The organism is Brevibacterium picturae (assembly GCF_900105045.1).
GTDB classification, from domain to species: Bacteria; Actinomycetota; Actinomycetes; order Actinomycetales; family Brevibacteriaceae; genus Brevibacterium; species Brevibacterium picturae.
In genome coordinates this window covers 2847101-2865469 of sequence record NZ_LT629739.1, presented here as the reverse complement: position 1 = coordinate 2865469, position 18369 = coordinate 2847101, and the positions used below count along the sequence as shown (strand labels likewise).

14 protein-coding genes and 1 tRNA gene are annotated in these 18369 nt (G+C 63.4%); 4 read left to right on the top strand and 11 right to left on the bottom strand.

Features of this window, described 5'->3' with window-relative positions:
- On the bottom strand, positions 1-4827 hold the full coding sequence (locus BLT92_RS13155; RefSeq protein ID WP_092106220.1) for a DUF4011 domain-containing protein: 4827 nt from the start codon (positions 4825-4827) through the stop codon (positions 1-3).
- A gap of 107 nt (positions 4828-4934) precedes the next feature.
- Between BLT92_RS13155 and BLT92_RS13150 the strand changes: the two genes are divergently transcribed.
- The 3 genes from BLT92_RS13150 (at position 4935) to BLT92_RS13140 (ending at position 7522) form a co-directional block, all read left to right on the top strand.
- Positions 4935-5010, top strand: a tRNA-Arg gene (locus BLT92_RS13150).
- 265 nt (positions 5011-5275) lie between these two features.
- Complete coding sequence (locus BLT92_RS13145; RefSeq protein ID WP_092106218.1) at positions 5276-6802, top strand: hypothetical protein; 1527 nt, start codon at positions 5276-5278, stop codon at positions 6800-6802.
- Positions 6803-6868: 66 nt separating this feature from the next.
- Positions 6869-7522, top strand: coding sequence for a class F sortase (locus BLT92_RS13140; RefSeq protein ID WP_092106216.1), 654 nt, complete (start codon positions 6869-6871; stop codon positions 7520-7522).
- A gap of 124 nt (positions 7523-7646) precedes the next feature.
- Here the strand turns inward: BLT92_RS13140 and BLT92_RS13135 are convergent, their stop codons facing one another.
- The 5 genes from BLT92_RS13135 to pdxH all read right to left on the bottom strand — a co-directional run bounded on the left by BLT92_RS13135 (position 7647) and on the right by pdxH (position 12677).
- Positions 7647-8717, bottom strand: a complete 1071-nt coding sequence (locus tag BLT92_RS13135; protein WP_092106215.1) for a universal stress protein — start codon at positions 8715-8717, stop codon at positions 7647-7649.
- A gap of 142 nt (positions 8718-8859) precedes the next feature.
- Positions 8860-9360 (bottom strand): HNH endonuclease, encoded by a 501-nt coding sequence (locus tag BLT92_RS13130; RefSeq protein ID WP_092106213.1) that lies wholly within the window; start codon positions 9358-9360, stop codon positions 8860-8862.
- Positions 9361-9791: 431 nt separating this feature from the next.
- Positions 9792-10604 carry a C40 family peptidase gene (locus BLT92_RS13125; protein ID WP_092106211.1) on the bottom strand — a complete coding sequence of 271 codons (813 nt, stop codon included), beginning with the start codon at positions 10602-10604 and terminating at the stop codon, positions 9792-9794.
- A 439-nt stretch (positions 10605-11043) separates the two neighbouring features.
- The gene (locus tag BLT92_RS13120) at positions 11044-11730 is read right to left on the bottom strand and encodes an iron-dependent transcriptional repressor DtxR (RefSeq protein WP_092106209.1); all 687 of its coding nucleotides are present in this window, start codon (positions 11728-11730) and stop codon (positions 11044-11046) included.
- Between the two features lie 275 nt (positions 11731-12005).
- A complete protein-coding gene (gene pdxH, locus BLT92_RS13115) occupies positions 12006-12677 on the bottom strand; it encodes a pyridoxamine 5'-phosphate oxidase (protein WP_092106206.1) in 672 nt (223 codons plus the stop codon).
- Between the two features lie 185 nt (positions 12678-12862).
- On the opposite strand from pdxH, the gene serC reads away from it, so the two are divergent.
- Entirely contained in the window at positions 12863-14020 is a 1158-nt protein-coding gene (gene serC, locus BLT92_RS13110; protein ID WP_092109312.1) for a phosphoserine transaminase, read from the top strand.
- Between the two features lie 341 nt (positions 14021-14361).
- Here the strand turns inward: serC and BLT92_RS13105 are convergent, their stop codons facing one another.
- From BLT92_RS13105 to BLT92_RS13085, 5 genes are all read right to left on the bottom strand, one after another.
- The gene (locus tag BLT92_RS13105; RefSeq protein WP_092106204.1) at positions 14362-14859 is read right to left on the bottom strand and encodes a DUF456 domain-containing protein; all 498 of its coding nucleotides are present in this window, start codon (positions 14857-14859) and stop codon (positions 14362-14364) included.
- A 214-nt stretch (positions 14860-15073) separates the two neighbouring features.
- Positions 15074-16333 carry an MFS transporter gene (locus tag BLT92_RS13100; RefSeq protein WP_092106202.1) on the bottom strand — a complete coding sequence of 420 codons (1260 nt, stop codon included), beginning with the start codon at positions 16331-16333 and terminating at the stop codon, positions 15074-15076.
- Between the two features lie 8 nt (positions 16334-16341).
- Positions 16342-17208, bottom strand: coding sequence for a DUF3027 domain-containing protein (locus BLT92_RS13095; protein WP_092106200.1), 867 nt, complete (start codon positions 17206-17208; stop codon positions 16342-16344).
- On the bottom strand, positions 17208-17588 hold the full coding sequence (locus BLT92_RS13090; protein WP_092106198.1) for a cold-shock protein: 381 nt from the start codon (positions 17586-17588) through the stop codon (positions 17208-17210). The genes BLT92_RS13095 and BLT92_RS13090 overlap by 1 nt, the downstream gene beginning before the upstream one ends.
- 486 nt (positions 17589-18074) lie before the next feature.
- Entirely contained in the window at positions 18075-18305 is a 231-nt protein-coding gene (locus BLT92_RS13085; protein ID WP_092106196.1) for a hypothetical protein, read from the bottom strand.
- Positions 18306-18369: the final 64 nt, after the last annotated feature.

Sequence of the window (18369 nt, the reverse complement as noted above, 5' to 3'; positions counted from 1 at the left end):
TCAGGAGTCATCCGTGCGCGGCTCGATATCAGCGGCACTCGGGCGATCCTTCTCACCACCGCGCCGGCCGGCAGATGACTCGGCTGCATCGCCCGCCGTCTCCTGCACTCCAGCTGTGGGGTTGGAGGAATCAAAGGTTTCCTCCTCCGTACCACCGGGCGCACCGTGCTCGTCCGGGTTCGTCGCTTCCCCGTCCGAGCTCGTCGCTTCCCCGTCCGGGATCATCACCTGCTCATCCGGGCTGGTCACCTGCTCGGTGCTCGCGGTCTCGATCAGACCTGCCTGACGAAGCTCGTCGGCCCGGATCTTTCCAGTGTCGAACGTGGGAACAACCTCGTCCTCCATGGGACTGTGCTGATCGGATTCGGGAACCACCACCTCGGCGCCGGTGACTCGCTTGGCCCGTGCATGCCGTTGACGGTAACGGTCAACTGCCGCCTGCAGCTGAGAATCTCCGCGACCGGAGTTGCCCTTCTGCGCCAGCGCAGTGCGGAGCAGATCCTTGATCTCGCCATCGCCGCGGACGACGGCATCGGACTGGACCCAGTCGATCATTGCGTCAAGCCCTGAGTCCGAGTACTTGTGCATAGGCAGACCGGGCACCAGCTTCGGCCTGCTGCCGGTGCGGCCGACGACGACCGAGGCGGCTCGGGCGGCATTGAGGACGGCCTGCGGGCTCATCTTCTCGACTGTGGACTTCCACGCATCGAAGATCTTCTCGGTCTCCGTCTGCGGATCGACGAAGGCGTCGGTGGACCACACGCGCATGAATTTCCACCCGCGACGAGCCAACTGTTCAGGCACGACGCGCTCGCGCTGACGCAGGCTACGGACCGACGCGTATTCGGGTCCGTCGCCGGCGACAGCGATGATCATTCCGTGTTCGTCCTCGGTCGAGTTCGCCACGGCCAGATCGATGCCGTTGTAATGTTCGTGAGCGACCACGCCCAATTGCAGCAGACGATCGGCGATGTCGTTGAAGAGCGGATCGTAGATCTCACCGTGGGGGCCCGGCTGCCTGACACCGCCGGCGGCGACCTCGTCGAGCAGCCGTGGGAGCAGAGCCGCTCCCCCGGCAAGCCTATGCGTATCGAAGTCATCGGATTCGATGCTCGAGACCAGGGTCAGACGCTTGCGTGCCCGAGTCATCGTCGCCGCGAGGATCCGCTCCCCATCAGGTCCCGACAGCGCACCGAAGTCGTGGATGACTCGCCCATGGACGGTCCGCCCATAGCCCAAGGTGAAGATCACCGCGTCGCGGGACATTCCCTGGACCCGTTCGGCGTCGGTCACCACAAAAGGTTCCTTGCTCGAATCGCTGAAGAATGCCGCAACATAGGGCAGATCCTTCATTGCCCACGATATCGCTGTGGCCACGCGCTGAGCGTGATGCGCGGTGAGCGCGACGACCGCCAATGACTCGCGCGACCGGTTCCGTGCGTGTTTGAGGACGAGTTCGACGACACGTTTGACCTCAGCGTCGGGGCTTTCGACACGTCCGGTGCCGATGTCCGTCGGACCCCGACCATCTGCGACGAAGGAGAACTCGAGACCGGTGCCCTCGCCCGTGTGCGCGGTCGGCATCGTCGTGATCGTCGAATCGTAGAAGTGCCGGTTCGCCAGGTCGATGAGCCCGACCGGCGACTGACGGTAGGAGTTCGACAGCTCCATTCTGGGCAGGAATTCGCCGAGGCTCTCCTGCACTGAACTCGGATGATTCCCATCGTCCATGCCCCAGCGATCGACTGCGATCGAGAAGGGTCGTGGCCCCAGCAGTCTGGAATCGCCCAGGGAGACGACCTGCCGGGCCCGAGTGATGCCGGGGACGACGTCGGCGACCGACAGTCGGCCGGCATCGGCGATGACCACGGCGTCGAAGAGCGGCAGTGCGGAGAAGAGCTCGGGCACGGAGTACGGACTGGCCATCCAGACCGGAGCAAGTGTCGTCAGCAGCTCGGGGGCCCGCGTCGACATGGTCTGCACCGAGGTGTGTGGGGAGAGCAGCTCCTGTTTGATGACTCCGGCGGAGATCGGGTCGTTGTCGATTCCCCGTTTCCACGCCTGAGCATGGTTGTATCGCAGTCGGCTTGCACCTGCTGCGACGAAAGCGCGGTCGTTCTCACGGAAGCCTTCGGCCACCTGGTGCAAAGAGGCACCGTCGTGGCGGCCCACCTGGGGGTCCTCACTGGCCATCCTCTGCAGGACTGACGCCCAGTAGGCCAGGTCGAACTCCGGCCCGACGAGGGTGGTGTCGACTTTGCGGCGACGCAGGTCGGTCAGCAGATCGGACAGGCCCTCGTCAGCCAGTTCGCGCTGTATTCTGGAGCGCTTCGGCAGTTCGGCGAGGTTCTCCGAGTCCCGACCCATGGCTTCGGTTCGTGCCTGCAGCTCTTCGATGAGCATTGAACTGAGATCGCCGCCATCGGGTGTGGTCTCGAGAATCGGTGCGATCTTGGCAACGTCGGCCTCAACGTCCTGCAGGATCTCATCGGCGTCGAGGACGCCGCGAGGAATCTGCGGACGACCGTCATGACCGGCGAGGTCCTGGAGAATAATACGCTGGGAACGGACATCGACAAGCGCCGAATGCAGGTCCGTGACATTGGCACCGGGGCGCAGGAACTCATTCGCGGCCTTCTTCTGGCGCTTGCGCTGAAGCATGCCCATCTCGATGCCGACGTCGGAACGGTACTCTGCGGTTCCGGTCGCAGCGATGAGATCGTCGAGTCGGTGATCGTAGATGTCAGGGGCGAAGCTGTCGAGTGTCGTGCGCACCCGCAGCAGCACCTTGATCGCGCGCGACCAGTCTTTGAGGTTGCGGCGTGGGTTCAGTTTCGCTTTGGACAAGACCGGCTCGACGGTCTTGACGAAGTCGGGGATAGTCCGGCCGAGGCGCTCGGCGATGGTTCGTGCCTGTTCGGCCTCTTCGACTGATTTGAGATCCGCGCCGAACCAGACGGTGTCCTCGACGTCGAGAGTGAAGGCACCCAGTGATGCCAGCTCACTGAGCTTTCCGCGCAGAGCGTTCCGGCGGTCATCGCTGGCGCTCAGGAGATCTTCGCCGAATCGGACCGGGGTCTGAGGAGAATCGTCACCGGAGGTCAGTTCCGCCAGGTGCTGCATCGTCTCGTAGACGGATACGTCCCAGGGCTCACGCCGACGGTGCAGCGAGGAGACGTGATCATTCAGTGTCGCGCGCTGTTCGTTAAGTTCGCTGAGCAGGCCGGACAGGTCGGGACGTTCAGCCTTCTCAGCAGATCCGATGAGGCCCACGAGCTGGTTCCTGATCGCACCGGTGCCCTGGCGGGTGTCCACTGCGAATTCTGAGAGCCCGACCTCGCCGAGGCGGGATGAGAAATCATCGAGTGCATCGGCAGTCTGGGCCAGGAACAGAACGCTCTTGCCTGTGTGAGCCAGTGTTGTGGCGACAGCGACCGCGACCTGGGTGGCACCGGTCCCGGGTGGGGTGTCGACGACGACGGACTGCCCGGAGACGGCGGCGTCGACGACGGCCTGCTGGTCGCCGTCGACATCGATGACGAGGAACTCTTCCTGAGGCTTGCGGTCAGGAAGCGGTGTGACGGGTTCTTTGAGCGCTGCCGGAACGACATCGTCGTCGGAATCTGCGGTTTCGGATTCCACATCGTCGGAATCCACGGCATCGGAATCGGTGGTCTCTGGCTCCGTGATCTCGGGCTGTGCGCTCTGATCGCTCGCAGCGCTGTCCGCTGCAGCACTGCCGCCTGAAGCGCCCTTGGCTGCGGTACTCTCACGTCCGCTGCTGGCCGATGAAGGTGCCGCGCCTGCATCGTGACGAGTCGCCTCGGCGTCATCGGCTGCTGTGGAGGTGGTCGTCGTGGAGTCGGTCTTCGTGGAGTCAGTTGATGCGGAGGTGGCTGAGATGGAGTCAGATGAGTCTCCGGCAGTCTGCGTCGGTCCTCCGGGCAGGGAGCCATCGGTGATCGGCACCGTCGGCTGCGAGAAGCCGTCATCGTCGTCAGCGGTCGTATCCTGAGTCCGAGCGCTCTGGTCATCGGCATCGGATGCGGGGGCCTCGGGCGCTGCCGGCCGCGGAGTCGGAACGTAGGACGGGCCGCCGAGTGCACCTCGCACATCTTCGTCCCCGGCGAGAGCACGGAGAATCGGATGCTGTGTCGGCAGGTAGTCCGTGGTGAACGGGCTCGCGATGTTCGCGAACGTCGAGACCACGAAACGGTGGTTGATCCGCAGCCCGGGCACCGACTGCGCGAGGTCGCGGAGGCGGTCGAGTGCTGGCCCCGGGTCGAAGCCGTGCGGTCCCCCCGTGGCGTCGACCCATTCGTCGACAGGCACCTCGAGGTCGTAGGCCTCAGCCAGGTGCTGGACCAAGGCCGGGTTGATCATGATCCCGTCGCCCAACACGACCTCGAAGTCCTCGACGCGGGAGCCGCGGGGAACGAGCGTGACGTGGCGCATCACGACGGGTGCGTTGAACTTGTACTTGGAGTCCTTCTCCGTCCACGAGGCGAAGCCGATCGCCAGGTGCGCCGTCTGGATTCCCCGTTCGTTGCCGAGCTGTTCGGCCTTCGACCGGATCGACTTCGCTCGACGGCGGGCGTCAGCGAGGACCTCATGATCACGGACCAGGCTGGAAAGTCGGGTGGCCCGACCGGCCAGAAGCTGGGCTAAACCAGACGGGTGCGCCCCGGAGAGATCGATGCTGCCATCACGCGAGTCCCGGAAATGAAGCATGGTGTCGCGACCGCCCAGGTGGGCAGCCTGCTGTTTCCACTCGGCGTAGACATCGTCGAGTTCCGGGAACTGATCGTCAACAACGGAATCTGGCACAATTCGACCCTAACGAGAAACTGCCCATAATAGGTGCTGGCACACCGTGAAACATCCAGGTTTCTTCTGCGCTACACTGGGTGATCGTGGTTGAAGAAGGCCACATCGCCCCCGTAGCTCAGGGGATAGAGCACCGCTCTCCTAAAGCGGGTGTCGGCAGTTCGAATCTGCCCGGGGGCGCCACTGAGAGAACTGGTCGGAGCGTTTCCGACGCCCTGCTGGTCTGCCGAATTCCCCTTGGCAATGGTCGAGCTCTGAGGGCATCTTTGCTGGTCGGACGATAAACGCACCTGCCTCAAACACAGCTAGACACTACTGTAATGAGACAATCACCCTTGCTTTCCCTATACTCTCGTAGTGGGAGCGAGTCAGGGCAGCTGCCTGTGAACCTACGTTCGTGGAATCGACGGTCGATACCACGTGTCGCACCCCAGGAAGGAACCACACCATGCGGCAACTCCGCAGAAGACTGCCCGTAATCGGAACGACAATCGCACTGATCGCAGGGAGCACTCTCCTCGCGTCACCAGCAACGGCTGCACCCGAACTCGGACCCCAGCTGAGCACGTACGAGGGCGAACCAGACTTCACCGGAGTCACCACAAACCCTGAAACAGACAACCAGGGTGGTGTCGAAAACGCCACCATGTACGGCGCTTATATTCCATCTTCCGGCCCTCTCTCCGGCAAACGGGTCTGGTGCATCGACCGTGGCCTGACCCAACCGATGGGCAGTGGCTACGACGAAGGCGGCAAATCCACTGTCGAGGCTCCCGAACTGGCTTATATCCTCGCGAAATGGGACGAACCTCGCAGCGACATGGCCGATCAGATGGCTCATGACATGGCTATCGGCGAGCACGTCCACAGCTCTGATGAGATCGACCACCGCGACATTCTCGATGATCGCAGTTTGAAAGAAGTCACCGATGGGATCGGGTGGAACGAGGACTCAAAGAACCTCAAAGACCTCGGTGCCGAGGCGTTCTACGATGAGGTGCTGCCCGAAGCCTATGACCTCTCGGCCCGCATGGGTGACGAGGCGGAAAAGTATGCCGGTGACGGCACGTACAAGGCCAAGGTCACCATCGACGAGGACTCGTCGGCTGCGGTTGTCTCCCTGGTCAATTCCGAGGGGGCCAGTGTTCCCGGGTTCGACGGTGAGCTCACTGTCGACGGCGCTGAGGCCGAGACAACGACGATCACGTCCGGTGAGGAACCGGTCGAGGTTCCCCTCGACTTCGCCGACGAAGTTCCCGATGCTTCTGTGTCGGTGACGTTCTCAGGTCTGCCGACCGGTTCAGTGACCAAGTGGGACCCCAAGGACTTCGACGCCGATGACTATGATCGTGCGAATCTGCAGTCCGTCATCGAGGGTCAGGAGACCACCGCCGAGGCGTCGGATTCCTACCAAGGCCCCTACACCCCGCAGGTATCTTCGCAGGTGTCGGTCGACGAGATCGCCGAACTTCCCGCGAAGGTGACCGACAAGGTGCGACTCGAGAACTGCGCACCCGGCGAACCTGTCGAAGACACCAAGGTCGAGGCGTATGCCGAGGAAGGCAGGATCACCCAGTCCGAGGACGCCCCCGGAGACGCGGAACTCATTGAAACCTTCACCCCAGATGTCACCTGCGATGACGACGGCACCGCCGAATTCGAGACCGACGCGCTCGAACTCGATGCCGACTTCGTCAAGCCCGGCGAGGAGAAGTCGGTGACGTTCGTGGCTTCGGCCCCTGCCGCGGGAGCCAACGAGGCCTGGTCCCATAACTACGGCGTCCCTTCGGAGACCGTGGCCATCACCATGCCCGAAGCCGAGAAGCCCGACGACAACCCTGTTGTCGAGACCGGTGCGTATGTTGACGCTGCCGACGGTGGAACCAATTGGAAGCTCATCGGCGGTGTCGGACTGCTGGTCGTTGCCGGCGGACTCATCATTGGGACACTTCGCCTTCGCATGAAGGGGAACTGACCTCCACGTCATGACCCGGTGGCGGCCACTGACCCGGTGGCCGCCACCGGCATATGAAAGGACACCATGACGGCACCCAAACTTCGTGACTGGTGGACCATCCCCGTCGCCGTTGTCATCATCGCCCTCATCTGCACAGGTGCATGGATGCTCACTCAGGGCCTCTCTGAGGAACAGAACACCGCTGAGGAGGGGCCGTCCGCAGAACAGAGCCCCGCTGCGGGCGAAGCCGATGTCCGCCTGGAAGAGCCCCCAAGCGAGGCAGAAGTCGAGGACATGAACATCGAAGCCCTCGACGGAGACTTCCGAGTCCCCTCGGTGGGTCTCGACACCGGATTGGAAACCATGTCCGAGGTCAACGGTGCGATCAATCCCCCGGGGCTGCGCAACGGCTATATAGTACGCAACCACGGCAGTCCGGACCACCCTGAGCGCGGCACCACATATGTCGCCATCCACTCCGTGCAGGGAGCCGACCTGCCAGGGAACAAACTCATCGACGTCGAGGCCGGCGAGCCGACGGTCGAAACAGGCGAATCGATCACCCTCCAGGACCACGACTACACCGTGACCGATGCCTACACTGTGCCGAAGTCGGACATCTCCGGTGATGATCGCGTGTGGGCCGATGAACCCGGCCGGCTCGTCATCCTCACGTGCTTGCAGCGCGCTTCAGGTCGCTCGGTGGACAACGTCATCATCGAAGCCACCGCGGACTAGCAGTCACACATTGGCCTCAGGCCAGCACCTCGCCCCCGCTTCTGAGGGCGCGGCTGGCCATCCGGATTCCCGGAGACGGCAGAGGGCTTCCGCAGTCAGTCTGGAAGGAACTGAGCTTCCGGTCTCACAGTCCCGGCTCGGGGGCCTCTGCATCGTGACCGTGACGATGCTTGTTGTGGTCCCGAGTGACGCGCACGACCATGGTCGGGCACTGTGAGTACGGCAGCACCGACTGCGAGGTCGAACCGAGGAGCAGCCCAGCGAAGCCTCCACGACCACGGGAACCGATGACCATCACCTCGGCGGTGTCAGAGGCTCGAACGAGCACCTCGGCGGGCTGGCCATCGAACAGTGTCCATGTGACATCGAGGTTCGGGAACTCGTCCTGCAGGCGCTGCTTGGCCACGACGAGCTTATCGGCCCCCTCATTGACCAGCCGTTCGAGGTCCGCGGTGCTCGGCAGCCACTCAGGTCCGATCACGGTGGTGGTGATGACGGCGACGATGTGCAGCGGCGACCCACGGCGCACAGCCAATCGAGCGGCCTTCCACAGCGCCGGAGACTCGGCCCCGAGGGAATCGACGCCGACGACGACTTTACCGTCGAAACGCAGTCCCTCGATGGCCTCGACATTGGGGTCGGGCTCTTCGACGACGATGCCGTCCTGACGAATCGGCCGGGATGATGTGGGGTCTGCGGTCTTCTCCGCATCGGCCTGCCATGAGGCGGGAACGACGACGGTCGGGCAAGCGGAGTGGGCCGGCAGGGCACTGGAGACGGTGCCGAGCAGACGTCCGGCGAATCCGCCTCGACCGCGGGAGCCGACGACGGCCAGGCTTCCCGACTTCGATTCGTCGATGAGGACCCCGGCTGCGTCACCGATTTCGATGACGGCCTCCACGGGCACGCCGGCGGATTTCACCTCGGCGGCGGCTTCTTTGAGGGTGTTCGTCACTGCCGCACGGATCGAAGTGTCATCGATCGGGACGTAGGAGACGTCGATCGCGGCCGCGGCAACGCTGGGAATGGTGTAGGCACCGACCAGTCGGATCGGCTTGCCCAAAGATCTCGCTTCCTGGATCGCCCACGCCAGAGCATTGCGGCTGGGAGGCGAACCGTCGATGCCGACGACGACAGCCGAGGGCTCCCCTGCAGGTGATGTATCGGCGTCCTGGGTTCGGTCTTGCTCATTCATCGCAAGCTCCTCGTCTTGAAGCGAACTTCTCTCGTCTCCACCTTAAATCAGAATCGCTCGGGAGCCTGCGCCTATGTCACATCGTTATCCGAAATGAGCCGCCGCACGGACACCGCCGCTGCGATCAGCAGCGATGCCGTCTTCAGGCAGCTCTGGAGAGCTCAAGAAACGGACGCCACTGCTCAACCGGCTTGTCGATCCCCCGCATCCAGAATTGGCCGATCCGCGGCTCCTGAGGATGGAAGCTGAGCGTCCATCCGATCTCGGCCAATGTCCTGTTGCCCTTGCGGTTGTTGCATTCGCGGCAGCAGGCGACGAGGTTCTCCCAACTGTTCACTCCGCCGCGTGAGCGTGGAACGACATGGTCGACCGTGGCCGCCGCCTTTGCGCAATAGGCACAGCGGTGGTTGTCGCGGCGCAGCACACCCCGCCTGGAGAGCGAGACTCGGCGATCATGTGGCGGCCTCACATAGCGCGTGAGCAGAATGACCGACGGCTGGTCCAGGTTGAGGTGCTCGGATCTCACCGGTATGTCCTCGGCTGCCAGGACTGTCGCCTTTCCCGTCAATACCAGGACCACTGCCCTGGTGAAGGGAACGATCGACAGTGGTTCGTACCCGGCATTCAGCACGAGAGTCTTCATATCCCGCCCCTCATCTTCGTGTGAGTGTGGTCCTGGTCGATCGACACGGGCCCGGGGAACGCAAAAGGCGCTGTGCCGCAGCACAACGCCTTGAAAGAGGGGACAGACACAAGTATGTGTTCCGCGCCAGAAACTGGAGCGGCTATTCGCACTATCCGACTGTGGCCCATCTGACTTCCCATCACTTACGCCAACTCAATCTTATTAAGAATAACGCCGACACTCTCCTGTGACCGAATTCATACCCCTCGCGTCACGGATTCTTTCACCGCCGTTCACCTTTCAGCACCGCACGTGCCGTTTCATACCCACCTGCAGGCACCGCCGTCCTCATCCGCACTGAGGGGCACCGCATGCAATCGGATACGCAAAAACTCCCCGTCCGACTCGAGGACCGTCGAGTCGGGCGGGGAGTTTCTACGTGAAGTGGATCAGAGAACGCGGATGAAGGTGACGTTGCCCATCCAGCTATAGCTGCGCTTCGAGGTGCCTGAACCGGGTGAACCGGCGTCGTACATCTGTCCGTCACCGGCGTAGATGCCGATGTGGCCTGGGCTCCAGATGAGGTCACCGGGCTTGGCCTCCGACTGAGAGACGACCTGTCCGGCTGCCTTCTGTGCGCCGGAGGTGCGGGGCAGGTCGACGCCGACCTTGCCGTAGACCCACGAGGTGTAGCCGGAGCAGTCCCAGCCGCTCTGGGAGGTTCCACCGTAGACGTAGGGGGTGCCGACGCCCTTCTCTGCCCAGCCGATGACCTGCTCTGCCTTGGAGCCGTCGATCGAGCCAGCATCGCTGCCTTCGCCCTTATCCGACTCGCCCTTGTCACCGGAGTCAGAGGAGCCGGTGTTTGCGGTGTCGTCCGAGGTGTCTTCGGCGGTCTCAACGGGTTCTGGTTCAGGCTTCGGAGCAGCCTTGGCGGTGACGGTCTGGACGTCGGCGCTGAAGGAGGAGTCCTGCTTCTTGTCCTTGTCCTTGGCTTCGTCGCCAGCAGTAACGGTCGCCGTCTGGTTCTTGTATTCAACCTGCGTCTGAGCTTCTGACTCGGCGGAGACTGCGACGTTGTCGTCGGCTCCCTGTCCTGCCGCCGGAAGAACGGCTGCGGTGAGCAGACCACCGCTGGCAGCAACAACGGCTGCGCGACGCCCGAATACGGCGGAGTTGGCATTCAGGACTTCAGTCAGTTCGGTCAATGGGGTCTTGACCTTGGCTTCTGCGGCGCGGCGGCCATGCTGCTTGATTGCCACGTTTTCCTCTCGTCACCTATTGGAAGAGTCCCAACCGCCACTTTCGGTCCTCAGAGATTTCACATCGAGCGTGGCGTGCGGCTCTCGGCGTGAAGTCGACACTTTCGTGAACGACCTCCACAACTGTAACCAATCAGTGACCGATTGTCACGTTTCTGTCACGAACCACGGGGGACAGCCCGGAGGTTTCCCATAAACCTGCAGGTCAGAGGCTTGAAATTGGCATTAATCTTCGTAACATTTGCTCGTTATACGACACGGCCCAGGGGGTGTTCTGCCACTCCCTGGGCCGTGCTCAACATCATTGTGTAACGAATCGGGGCCGACCGTGGTCATCAGCCGTGACCGGGCTGCATGTCCGCCCGGCGACGAGGATTCTCTGCCCCGCTGCGGCGGTGAGTACCCCCCGTGCTTCACCTGCTTCACCGCGGGCGAGGGATCACTTCCTGTAGGCGAAGACGTGGGAGGCCGTGTCCACGGGCAGATCGAGCACGTCCTGTGCGCCGGGAACCTGAACCGTGATGTACTCGCCGTTGCGTGAGATCTCGACATCACTGTCGGGCAGCACCCCAGCGACCTGGAACTGCTGCAGCAGGTGGATATCGACCTGCAGTGGTTCTGCCAACCAGGCGATCCGCAGCTCCTTCGCTCCGTCGCGAGCGACCGCAGTCGCGAGATCGACGACGTCGGTGCCTGCAGTCGCACCTCCGCCGATCATGTCCAGGCCCGGGATGGGATTGCCGTACGGGCCCGACGCGGTCTCCGGTAGCAGCTTGACGAGTTTGCGTTCGACCTGTTCGCTCATCACATGCTCCCAGCGGCATGCTTCGTCGTGGACGAGTTCCCACTCGAGCCCGACGACGTCGGCGAGGAGCCGCTCGGCCAGACGGTGCTTGCGCATCACCTCGGTGGCGATGCGGCGACCTTCCGGCGTCAGTTCCAAATGACGGTCGTTGCTCACATGCAGCAGACCGTCACGCTCCATTCGCGCCACGGTCTGTGAAACGGTGGGACCGGAGTGATCCAATCGTTCAGCGATCCGCGCACGCAGAGGCACGATCGACTGCTCCTCAAGCTCGATGATCGACTTGAGGTACATCTCGGTTGTATCAATGAGGTCGTTCACTTCAGACCAGCCACTCCACTCTTCGTCTTCAGGCCCATTCGACCATTTCAGGCGTTCTCAGCATCAATCCTATCCCGCGTTCGGGCAATCTCGTGAGTTCAACCGGCGTTGACGTCCACCGCCCTTTTCCCTAGACGCCCAACGCTCTGTCCTCGATGGGGATTTCCCACGGGAATTGCCCCGTGGTCGATGCCTAGACCATGTTCATCCCTACTCCAGGCCAACGCATGATGTCAGACGAATATTTCGCCGAGGCCACCGGTGGCCACCCGCGCTCAGGGGTAGAGACGAACGCAGCTCCATGCGGAAGCCTGCGACAGATCTGCCGGTTCGTGACTGCCGTCGGCACGGCGGAAGACCCACCGGTCATGGAAACGGTTCTTCTGTCCCTGCCAGAACTCGATCTCGAAGACTCGGACCCGGAATCCACCCCAGTGACCGGGCCGGGGCACGTCCGTGTCCGCGAACTCTGCGACGGCGGCGTCATATTCGGTCTGCATCTGCTCCCGTCCGCTGACGGGCTGGGACTGCTTCGAGACGCTGGCCGCGATCTGCGATCCACGGGGGCGGACGGCGAAGTACGCGTCTGATTCCTCGGGGGCGACCTCCTCTGCGAGGCCCCTGATCCTGACCTGGCGTTCCATGTCCTGCCAGGGGAAGTTCACGGCCACGCGCGGGTCGGCGCGCAGCTGACGGCCCTTGGCCGAGTCATAGTCGGTGAAGAACATGAACCCGGTTTCGTCGATGCCCTTGAGCAGAACGATCCGCGAGGACGGGCCCCATTCATCGAGGGTCGAGACCGTCATCGCGTTCGGCTCCCGAACGTGGCCGGCCGCCTCGTCGTACCACTGTCGAAACAGCGCGAGCGGCGAGACCTCGGGATGGTCGAAGGTCGGTGACTCGTAGGACTTGCGCGTCTGCGGCAATCGGTCGACTGGATCACTCATATCTTCACTCTACGACTAGCCGGTGACACGCGTCATCGTGTGACTGGTGGCCACGACGCGACTGCCTGCAAGACGTGGCTGGCGGCAAGCCGCGACTCGATCCGGCGGTGACGCCGACCGTGACATGACTCAACATGACGATGCCGGTCATCTGGCACACGCGGGTGCGTCGTAGACTGTCGTGCGTGACTGCCACGAATATAGAGATCCCAGACGAACTCCTGCCCGCCGACGGACGCTTCGGCGCCGGTCCGGCCCGCATCCGCAAAGCCCAAATCGAGGCGCTGAACTCTGCCGCCGCCGATGTGCTGGGCACCAGCCACCGCCAAGCACCCGTGAAGAACCTTGTCGGGCGCATCCGCACCGGCCTAGCCGAACTCTTCAACCTGCCCTCCGGCTACGAGGTTGTCCTGGGCAACGGCGGCTCCACCGCCTTCTGGGACGTCGCCGCCTTCGGGCTTGTGCGCGAGCGGGCCGCACACACGACCTTCGGCGAATTCGGTCAGAAGTTCGCCAAGGCCACCGACGAGGCCCCGCATCTGCAGGATTCCCTCATCCTCAAGGCCGAACCCGGCACCTCCGCCGTCCCCTCCCCCGCTGCCCTCACCGAGGCGACCGGCAATTCCGATGTCACGGCCGACGTCTATGCTTGGCCGCACAACGAAACCTCGACCGGTGTCGCCACCACGATCACGCGCCCCGAGGGCATCGACGACGATTCGCTCGTCCTCATCGACGCCACATCCGGTGCAGGCGGTCTGCCCGTCGACATCACTGCCACCGACGTCTACTACTTCGCACCGCAGAAGAACATGGGCTCCGACGGCGGCCTGTGGGTGGCGATCATGTCGCCGAAGGCCATCGCCCGCGCCCAGGAGATCAAGGACTCCGGACGCTGGATTCCCACCTCGCTGGACCTCGTGACCGCGATCGAGAACTCCCGCAAGGACCAGACCTACAACACTCCTGCCGTAGCGACCCTGGTGCTCCTGGCTGAGCAGATCGAGTGGATCAACGGCAACGGCGGCCTCGAGTGGGCCACCGCACGGACCCGTGAGACCTCCGGTTTCGTCTACGACTGGGCCCAAGCCGCCGAGGTGGCTCATCCCTTCGTCGAAAACCCTGAGGATCGCTCATCGGTCGTCACCACCATCGACTTCGATGACTCGGTCGATGCGGCCCTCGTCGCCTCGGTGCTGCGCAACAACGGCATCGTCGACGTCGAGCCCTATCGCAAGCTGGGCCGCAACCAGCTGCGCATCGCAACGTTCGTCTCCGTTGACCCCGAAGACGTCAAAGCGCTCCTGGCAAGCATCGACTTCGTCATCGACGCCTTGGCCTGAAGTCGCATCAGTGACGTCGGTCGAAGAGTATTCTCAGCCGGCGACGTGCTGGCCCAGAACTTTCTAGGTCAGTACTTTCTGGCTCAGAACTTTCAGGGTCAGAACTTCGAGCACCCCGCACTGTCGGTGCCGAAACGCCCCTTTGCAGGGGGTGCTTTCAGCACTGACAGTGCGGGGTGCTCAACTGTCTGTGGGCGAAGCGTCTAGCTGGAGGATGCGCCGCTGCCGGTGCGTGGTGCGGTGGACAGAACAGGCACTAGGCACCGTCAGTGCGAAAACACCGTGTTGCAACAGTTGCTTTCCGCGCTGATGGTGCCTTTTGCGCAGGTGGCCTCCGGCCCTCAGCCGAGGAAGTGGATGAGGATGCCGATGCCGAAGGTGATCGCGGCCACCAGTGCGAGCAGGAACTCGATGGCGGCACCGATGCCGATCGCCTTGAGTGATTCCCAGCTGGAGTCCCAGGCCTCCTTCGCTTCCTTGATCCGCAGGTATTCGGCCAGGTAGAGCCCGGCGATGAAACCGATCGGCAGTCCGAGGACCGGAATCACGAAGAAGCCGACGATGCCGAGGAAGCCGCCCAGCAGCACCGACTTGTTGGGGACTTCCATGTCTTTGAGTTTTCTGCCCGTGAGCACCAGGGACGCGCTCATGCCCGCCGCGACGAAGACTGCGACGATGGCGAAGACGATCCAGGCCATCGGTCCGCCGATGACGATCGCCCACACTAAGACGGCGATTCCGATGAGGATGGATCCCGGCAGTATGGGCACGATGATGCCGAGGCAGCCGACGAGGATCGCCAGTCCGGCCAGCACCGAGGTGAGAATGTCCGCGTTCACTGTGTGTCCGATCTGTCGCTCAGTTGCCGATGGGTTCCCTGATGAATATGGGTCCCCTGTTGCGCATGGGTCCCTTGATGCACATGGGTACCCCGATTTTAGGCGATGCGCATCTGAGAGTGACTCAGGGTTGGTACAGAACTCAGGGAGGATTCAGAACTCACAGGCGGTACAGAACCCACGAACGATTCAGGGCTAACGGCCAGTTCAGCTCTCAGGGGCGACCGTGATAGCTGATGTGGAGGCGGATGCGTGATTTGGGGTCATAGCTCAAGCGCAGGTTCTTCGACACGATCATCCACACCAGTCCGACGGTGAAGGCGATGATGCCCGAGGCGGCTCCGACGCCCATGGCCATCCGCGGTCCGAAGGTGTCGGCGACCCAGCCGGCCAACGGAGCGCCGATCGGTGTGCCGCCCATGACGACGGCAGCATAGATCGCCATGACCCGACCGCGGTAATGCGCGGGCGTCGTCGTCTGCACATAGGCATTGGCGGAGGTCATCATCGTCAGCGACGCGAAGCCGACCAGCATCAGCGAGGCCGCGAAGACGAAGTAGTTGGGTATCAGGGACGCTGTTCCCACGGCGAGGCCGAATCCGCCTGCCGCACCGAAGATGAATCGCAGCCTCGGTTTCTCCCGCTTCGCCGAGACCAGCGCCCCGGTCACAGAACCGATCGCCATCACGGAGTTGAGCAGACCGAATCCGCTGGCGTCCTTGCCGAACTCGACCTTGGCCATCGTGGCGGTGTAGATGTTGAAGTTGAATCCGAAGGTCGCGACGATGAACAGGACGACCAGCACGATCGTGACGTCAGGGCGCCGTCGCAGGTAACTGAATCCGCCCAGAATCCCACCCTTGCCGCGGCGTCCCGAGGGGTGCAGCCGGGTCTGGTCCAAGCGGATGAGCACCGTCAGGGTCGCGGCGAATCCGAGCCCGCTGATGAGGAACACCGGTCCGGCACCGATGAGCGCGGTGAGGACTCCGGCGACTCCGGGGCCGATCATGCGTGCTCCGTTGAACGATGCGGAGTTGAGGCTGACGGCGTTGGGCAGGAGCTTCTCACCGACCAGCTCGGAGACGAAGGCCTGCCGCGAGGGATTGTCGAGGGTGGCCAGAATGCCCAGGGCCAGCGCCGTCATGTAGACGTGCCAGAGGACGATGGTGTCGGTGATGACGAGCACGAACAGCAGCAGGCCCACGGCCCCCAGAAGTGACTGGGTGACCATGAGCAGTCTGCGTTTGGAGAACTTGTCGGCGATCGCTCCCGCGAAGGGGAACATGATGAGCTGCGGGCCCATCTGCAGAGCCATGGTGATGCCCAGGGCCGAGGCGTTGTTGTTCGTCAGCTGAGTCAGGACGATCCAGTCTTGGGCCGTCCTCTGCATCCACGTTCCGGTGTTGGAGACCAAGGCACCGGCGAACCAATGTCGGTAGTTCGGTTCAGCCAGTGACCGGAACGTGTGCGCCATCGACTGTGTCAGCCCTCCTGGAACTCGAGTTCGCCGGCGGAATAGTCGTCGACGACGGCCTCGGCCGGGTCTGTGCTCTGTCGCCTGACGTCGGTCTCGGAATGGGCTCCGCAGCCGAAGTCGAGTGCGACGACCTTGCCGTCGGCCGGGGACCACCCGTTCGCGCAGACCCCGAACTTCTGCCTCAGTGACCCGGCGAGCGGCATGAGGTATCCGCAGCTGGAACAGTGTGCCGAGGCCTTCGCTGCGAAGTCCGATTCCGCGCCGGTCTCCGATTCGGCCCACCTGGTGGCGGCCGCGGAGATGCCTTCGGGCGAGAGGACCCGGCGGCGGCCGAGTCCGAACTCAAAATTCGGTATCTCGTCCAGATTGCCGTCCGAGGTCTCTTCGACCTGCTCGAAGCCCTGCTGCAGGTTCGGATCGTCCTCGACCTTCGGCAGGGTGTCCCGTGGAGTCAGATCGTCGGGTTCCAGACGCTGGTCCCAGGGGACCCATTCCGGGGCGACGAGCGAATCGGGTCCCGGCAGCAGCGCGGTCTCACAGACCGTGACCTTCTTCGCTCGGGGTGCCCGGGCGAGGACGGCGACCCAGCGCCATCCGCGGTAGGTCGGGTCCGTGCACGCGAAGTAATGGGTGACCAGGCGGGTGCCCTCGGCCAAGGTGCCGAGGTGGTCGCCGACCACGGAACTGCCGGCCACCTCGGCGATGGCCGAACGTGCGATGTCGATCGCAGCGGCAAGCTGCGTGTCGAGGACGACTTTCTCGGAGCTCGCCCGCGGTGCCTTGGCCCGCTTCACCGGCGCTGCAGATGGCGCAGGGTCGTTCGACGGCTCGGCGCTCTGGCCGGCCATCCAATCACTGAAGAGTGATGACATCAGGACTCCAAATCGTCGGCAATTGCCCGCAACAATGAGGCTACCTTGTTTCCGTGGGACGAATCGGGGTAGCGGCCGTGCTGCAGTCCGTTGTTGAGGTCATCCAATACCTTGATGACATCTTCAACCATAACTGCCATGTCCTCGGGCGCGCGCCTGCGCACCTTCGCAACTTTGGCCGGGGCGCTCAGCAGCCGGGCTTTGAGCACCTGCGCCCCGCGACGGGAATCGACCACGTCGTATTCCAGGCGGGTGCCCTTCGTGACTTCAGCGTCCTCGGGTAGGACGGAGGAGTGGAGGAAGGCCTGGGAGCCGTCCTCGGCGATGACAAAGCCGAAGCCCTTGTCGGCGTCGAACCATTTCACGCGTCCGGTTGGCATGGTGTCCTTTCCTGGTGTTGTTCGTAGTGAGTGTTGCTCGTCATTGGTGTAACTCGTCGTCAGTGTTGCTCGTCGGTGTTGCTCGTCGTTGTTGCTGGCCTGTGGCCGAGGTGGTGCAGGGCCGCAGTCTCGGCCACGATCGCCGCAGTCACCGGCGGATTCGCCCGGGTGCGGCTGCGCGAATCTGACTCCGATCCGCCCTGTGTGCTCGTGCGTGCCGTCTCAACCCTGCGAGCGTCTCAACCCTGCGAGCGTCTCACCCTGCGACCGTTTCAGCGCTTCGACTGTCTCAGTCCTCCGGCTGCGATCGGATGACTGCGATGCCGCCGGAGGTGACTCTTCGATGCAGACGCTGTCTGTGGCAGGCGTCGGCGCAGACGCCGTCATGGTGGGAGTGTGCCCGACGCTGATCCGGCACCCGATCCGCGACGAGGCCGCAGCCTCAGCGGATGTGCGTGTGCCGGTCGCAGCGCCCGCGGCCGAGTTTCAGCTCTGGCCCACCTCGGTCTGTCTGCGTCTGCGCACCGCCCTGAACAGGACCACCGCGACAAGAGCGAAGGCGATCGGGAGGAGGAGCATCGGCAGGTACGTCAGTATGTGCGAAGGGGCGTAGCCCATCCAGGCCTGCCCCAGGACACCGATCAGCGACACCGCCCCGATGACGGCGGCGGCAACGGCCACGACGACGATGGTCGTGTCGACACGCTTGGCTGACAATGCTCGTCCTTTCCGAGATCCGAGAAGCTCTTCTGCCCATCTATTGTACCCCTCGCGGTAAGCT

Excerpts from the sequence above, each read along its gene's own strand:
- BLT92_RS13145 (WP_092106218.1), top strand. The coding sequence starts at position 5,276 with ATGCGGCAACTCCGCAGAAGACTGCCCGTAATCGGAACGACAATCGCA.
- BLT92_RS13140 (WP_092106216.1), top strand. The coding sequence starts at position 6,869 with ATGACGGCACCCAAACTTCGTGACTGGTGGACCATCCCCGTCGCCGTT.
- BLT92_RS13135 (WP_092106215.1), bottom strand. The coding sequence starts at position 8,717 with ATGAATGAGCAAGACCGAACCCAGGACGCCGATACATCACCTGCAGGG.
- BLT92_RS13130 (WP_092106213.1), bottom strand. The coding sequence starts at position 9,360 with ATGAAGACTCTCGTGCTGAATGCCGGGTACGAACCACTGTCGATCGTT.
- pdxH (WP_092106206.1), bottom strand. The coding sequence starts at position 12,677 with ATGAGTGATCCAGTCGACCGATTGCCGCAGACGCGCAAGTCCTACGAG.
- BLT92_RS13100 (WP_092106202.1), bottom strand. The coding sequence starts at position 16,333 with ATGGCGCACACGTTCCGGTCACTGGCTGAACCGAACTACCGACATTGG.
- BLT92_RS13095 (WP_092106200.1), bottom strand. The coding sequence starts at position 17,208 with ATGTCATCACTCTTCAGTGATTGGATGGCCGGCCAGAGCGCCGAGCCG.
- BLT92_RS13090 (WP_092106198.1), bottom strand. The coding sequence starts at position 17,588 with ATGCCAACCGGACGCGTGAAATGGTTCGACGCCGACAAGGGCTTCGGC.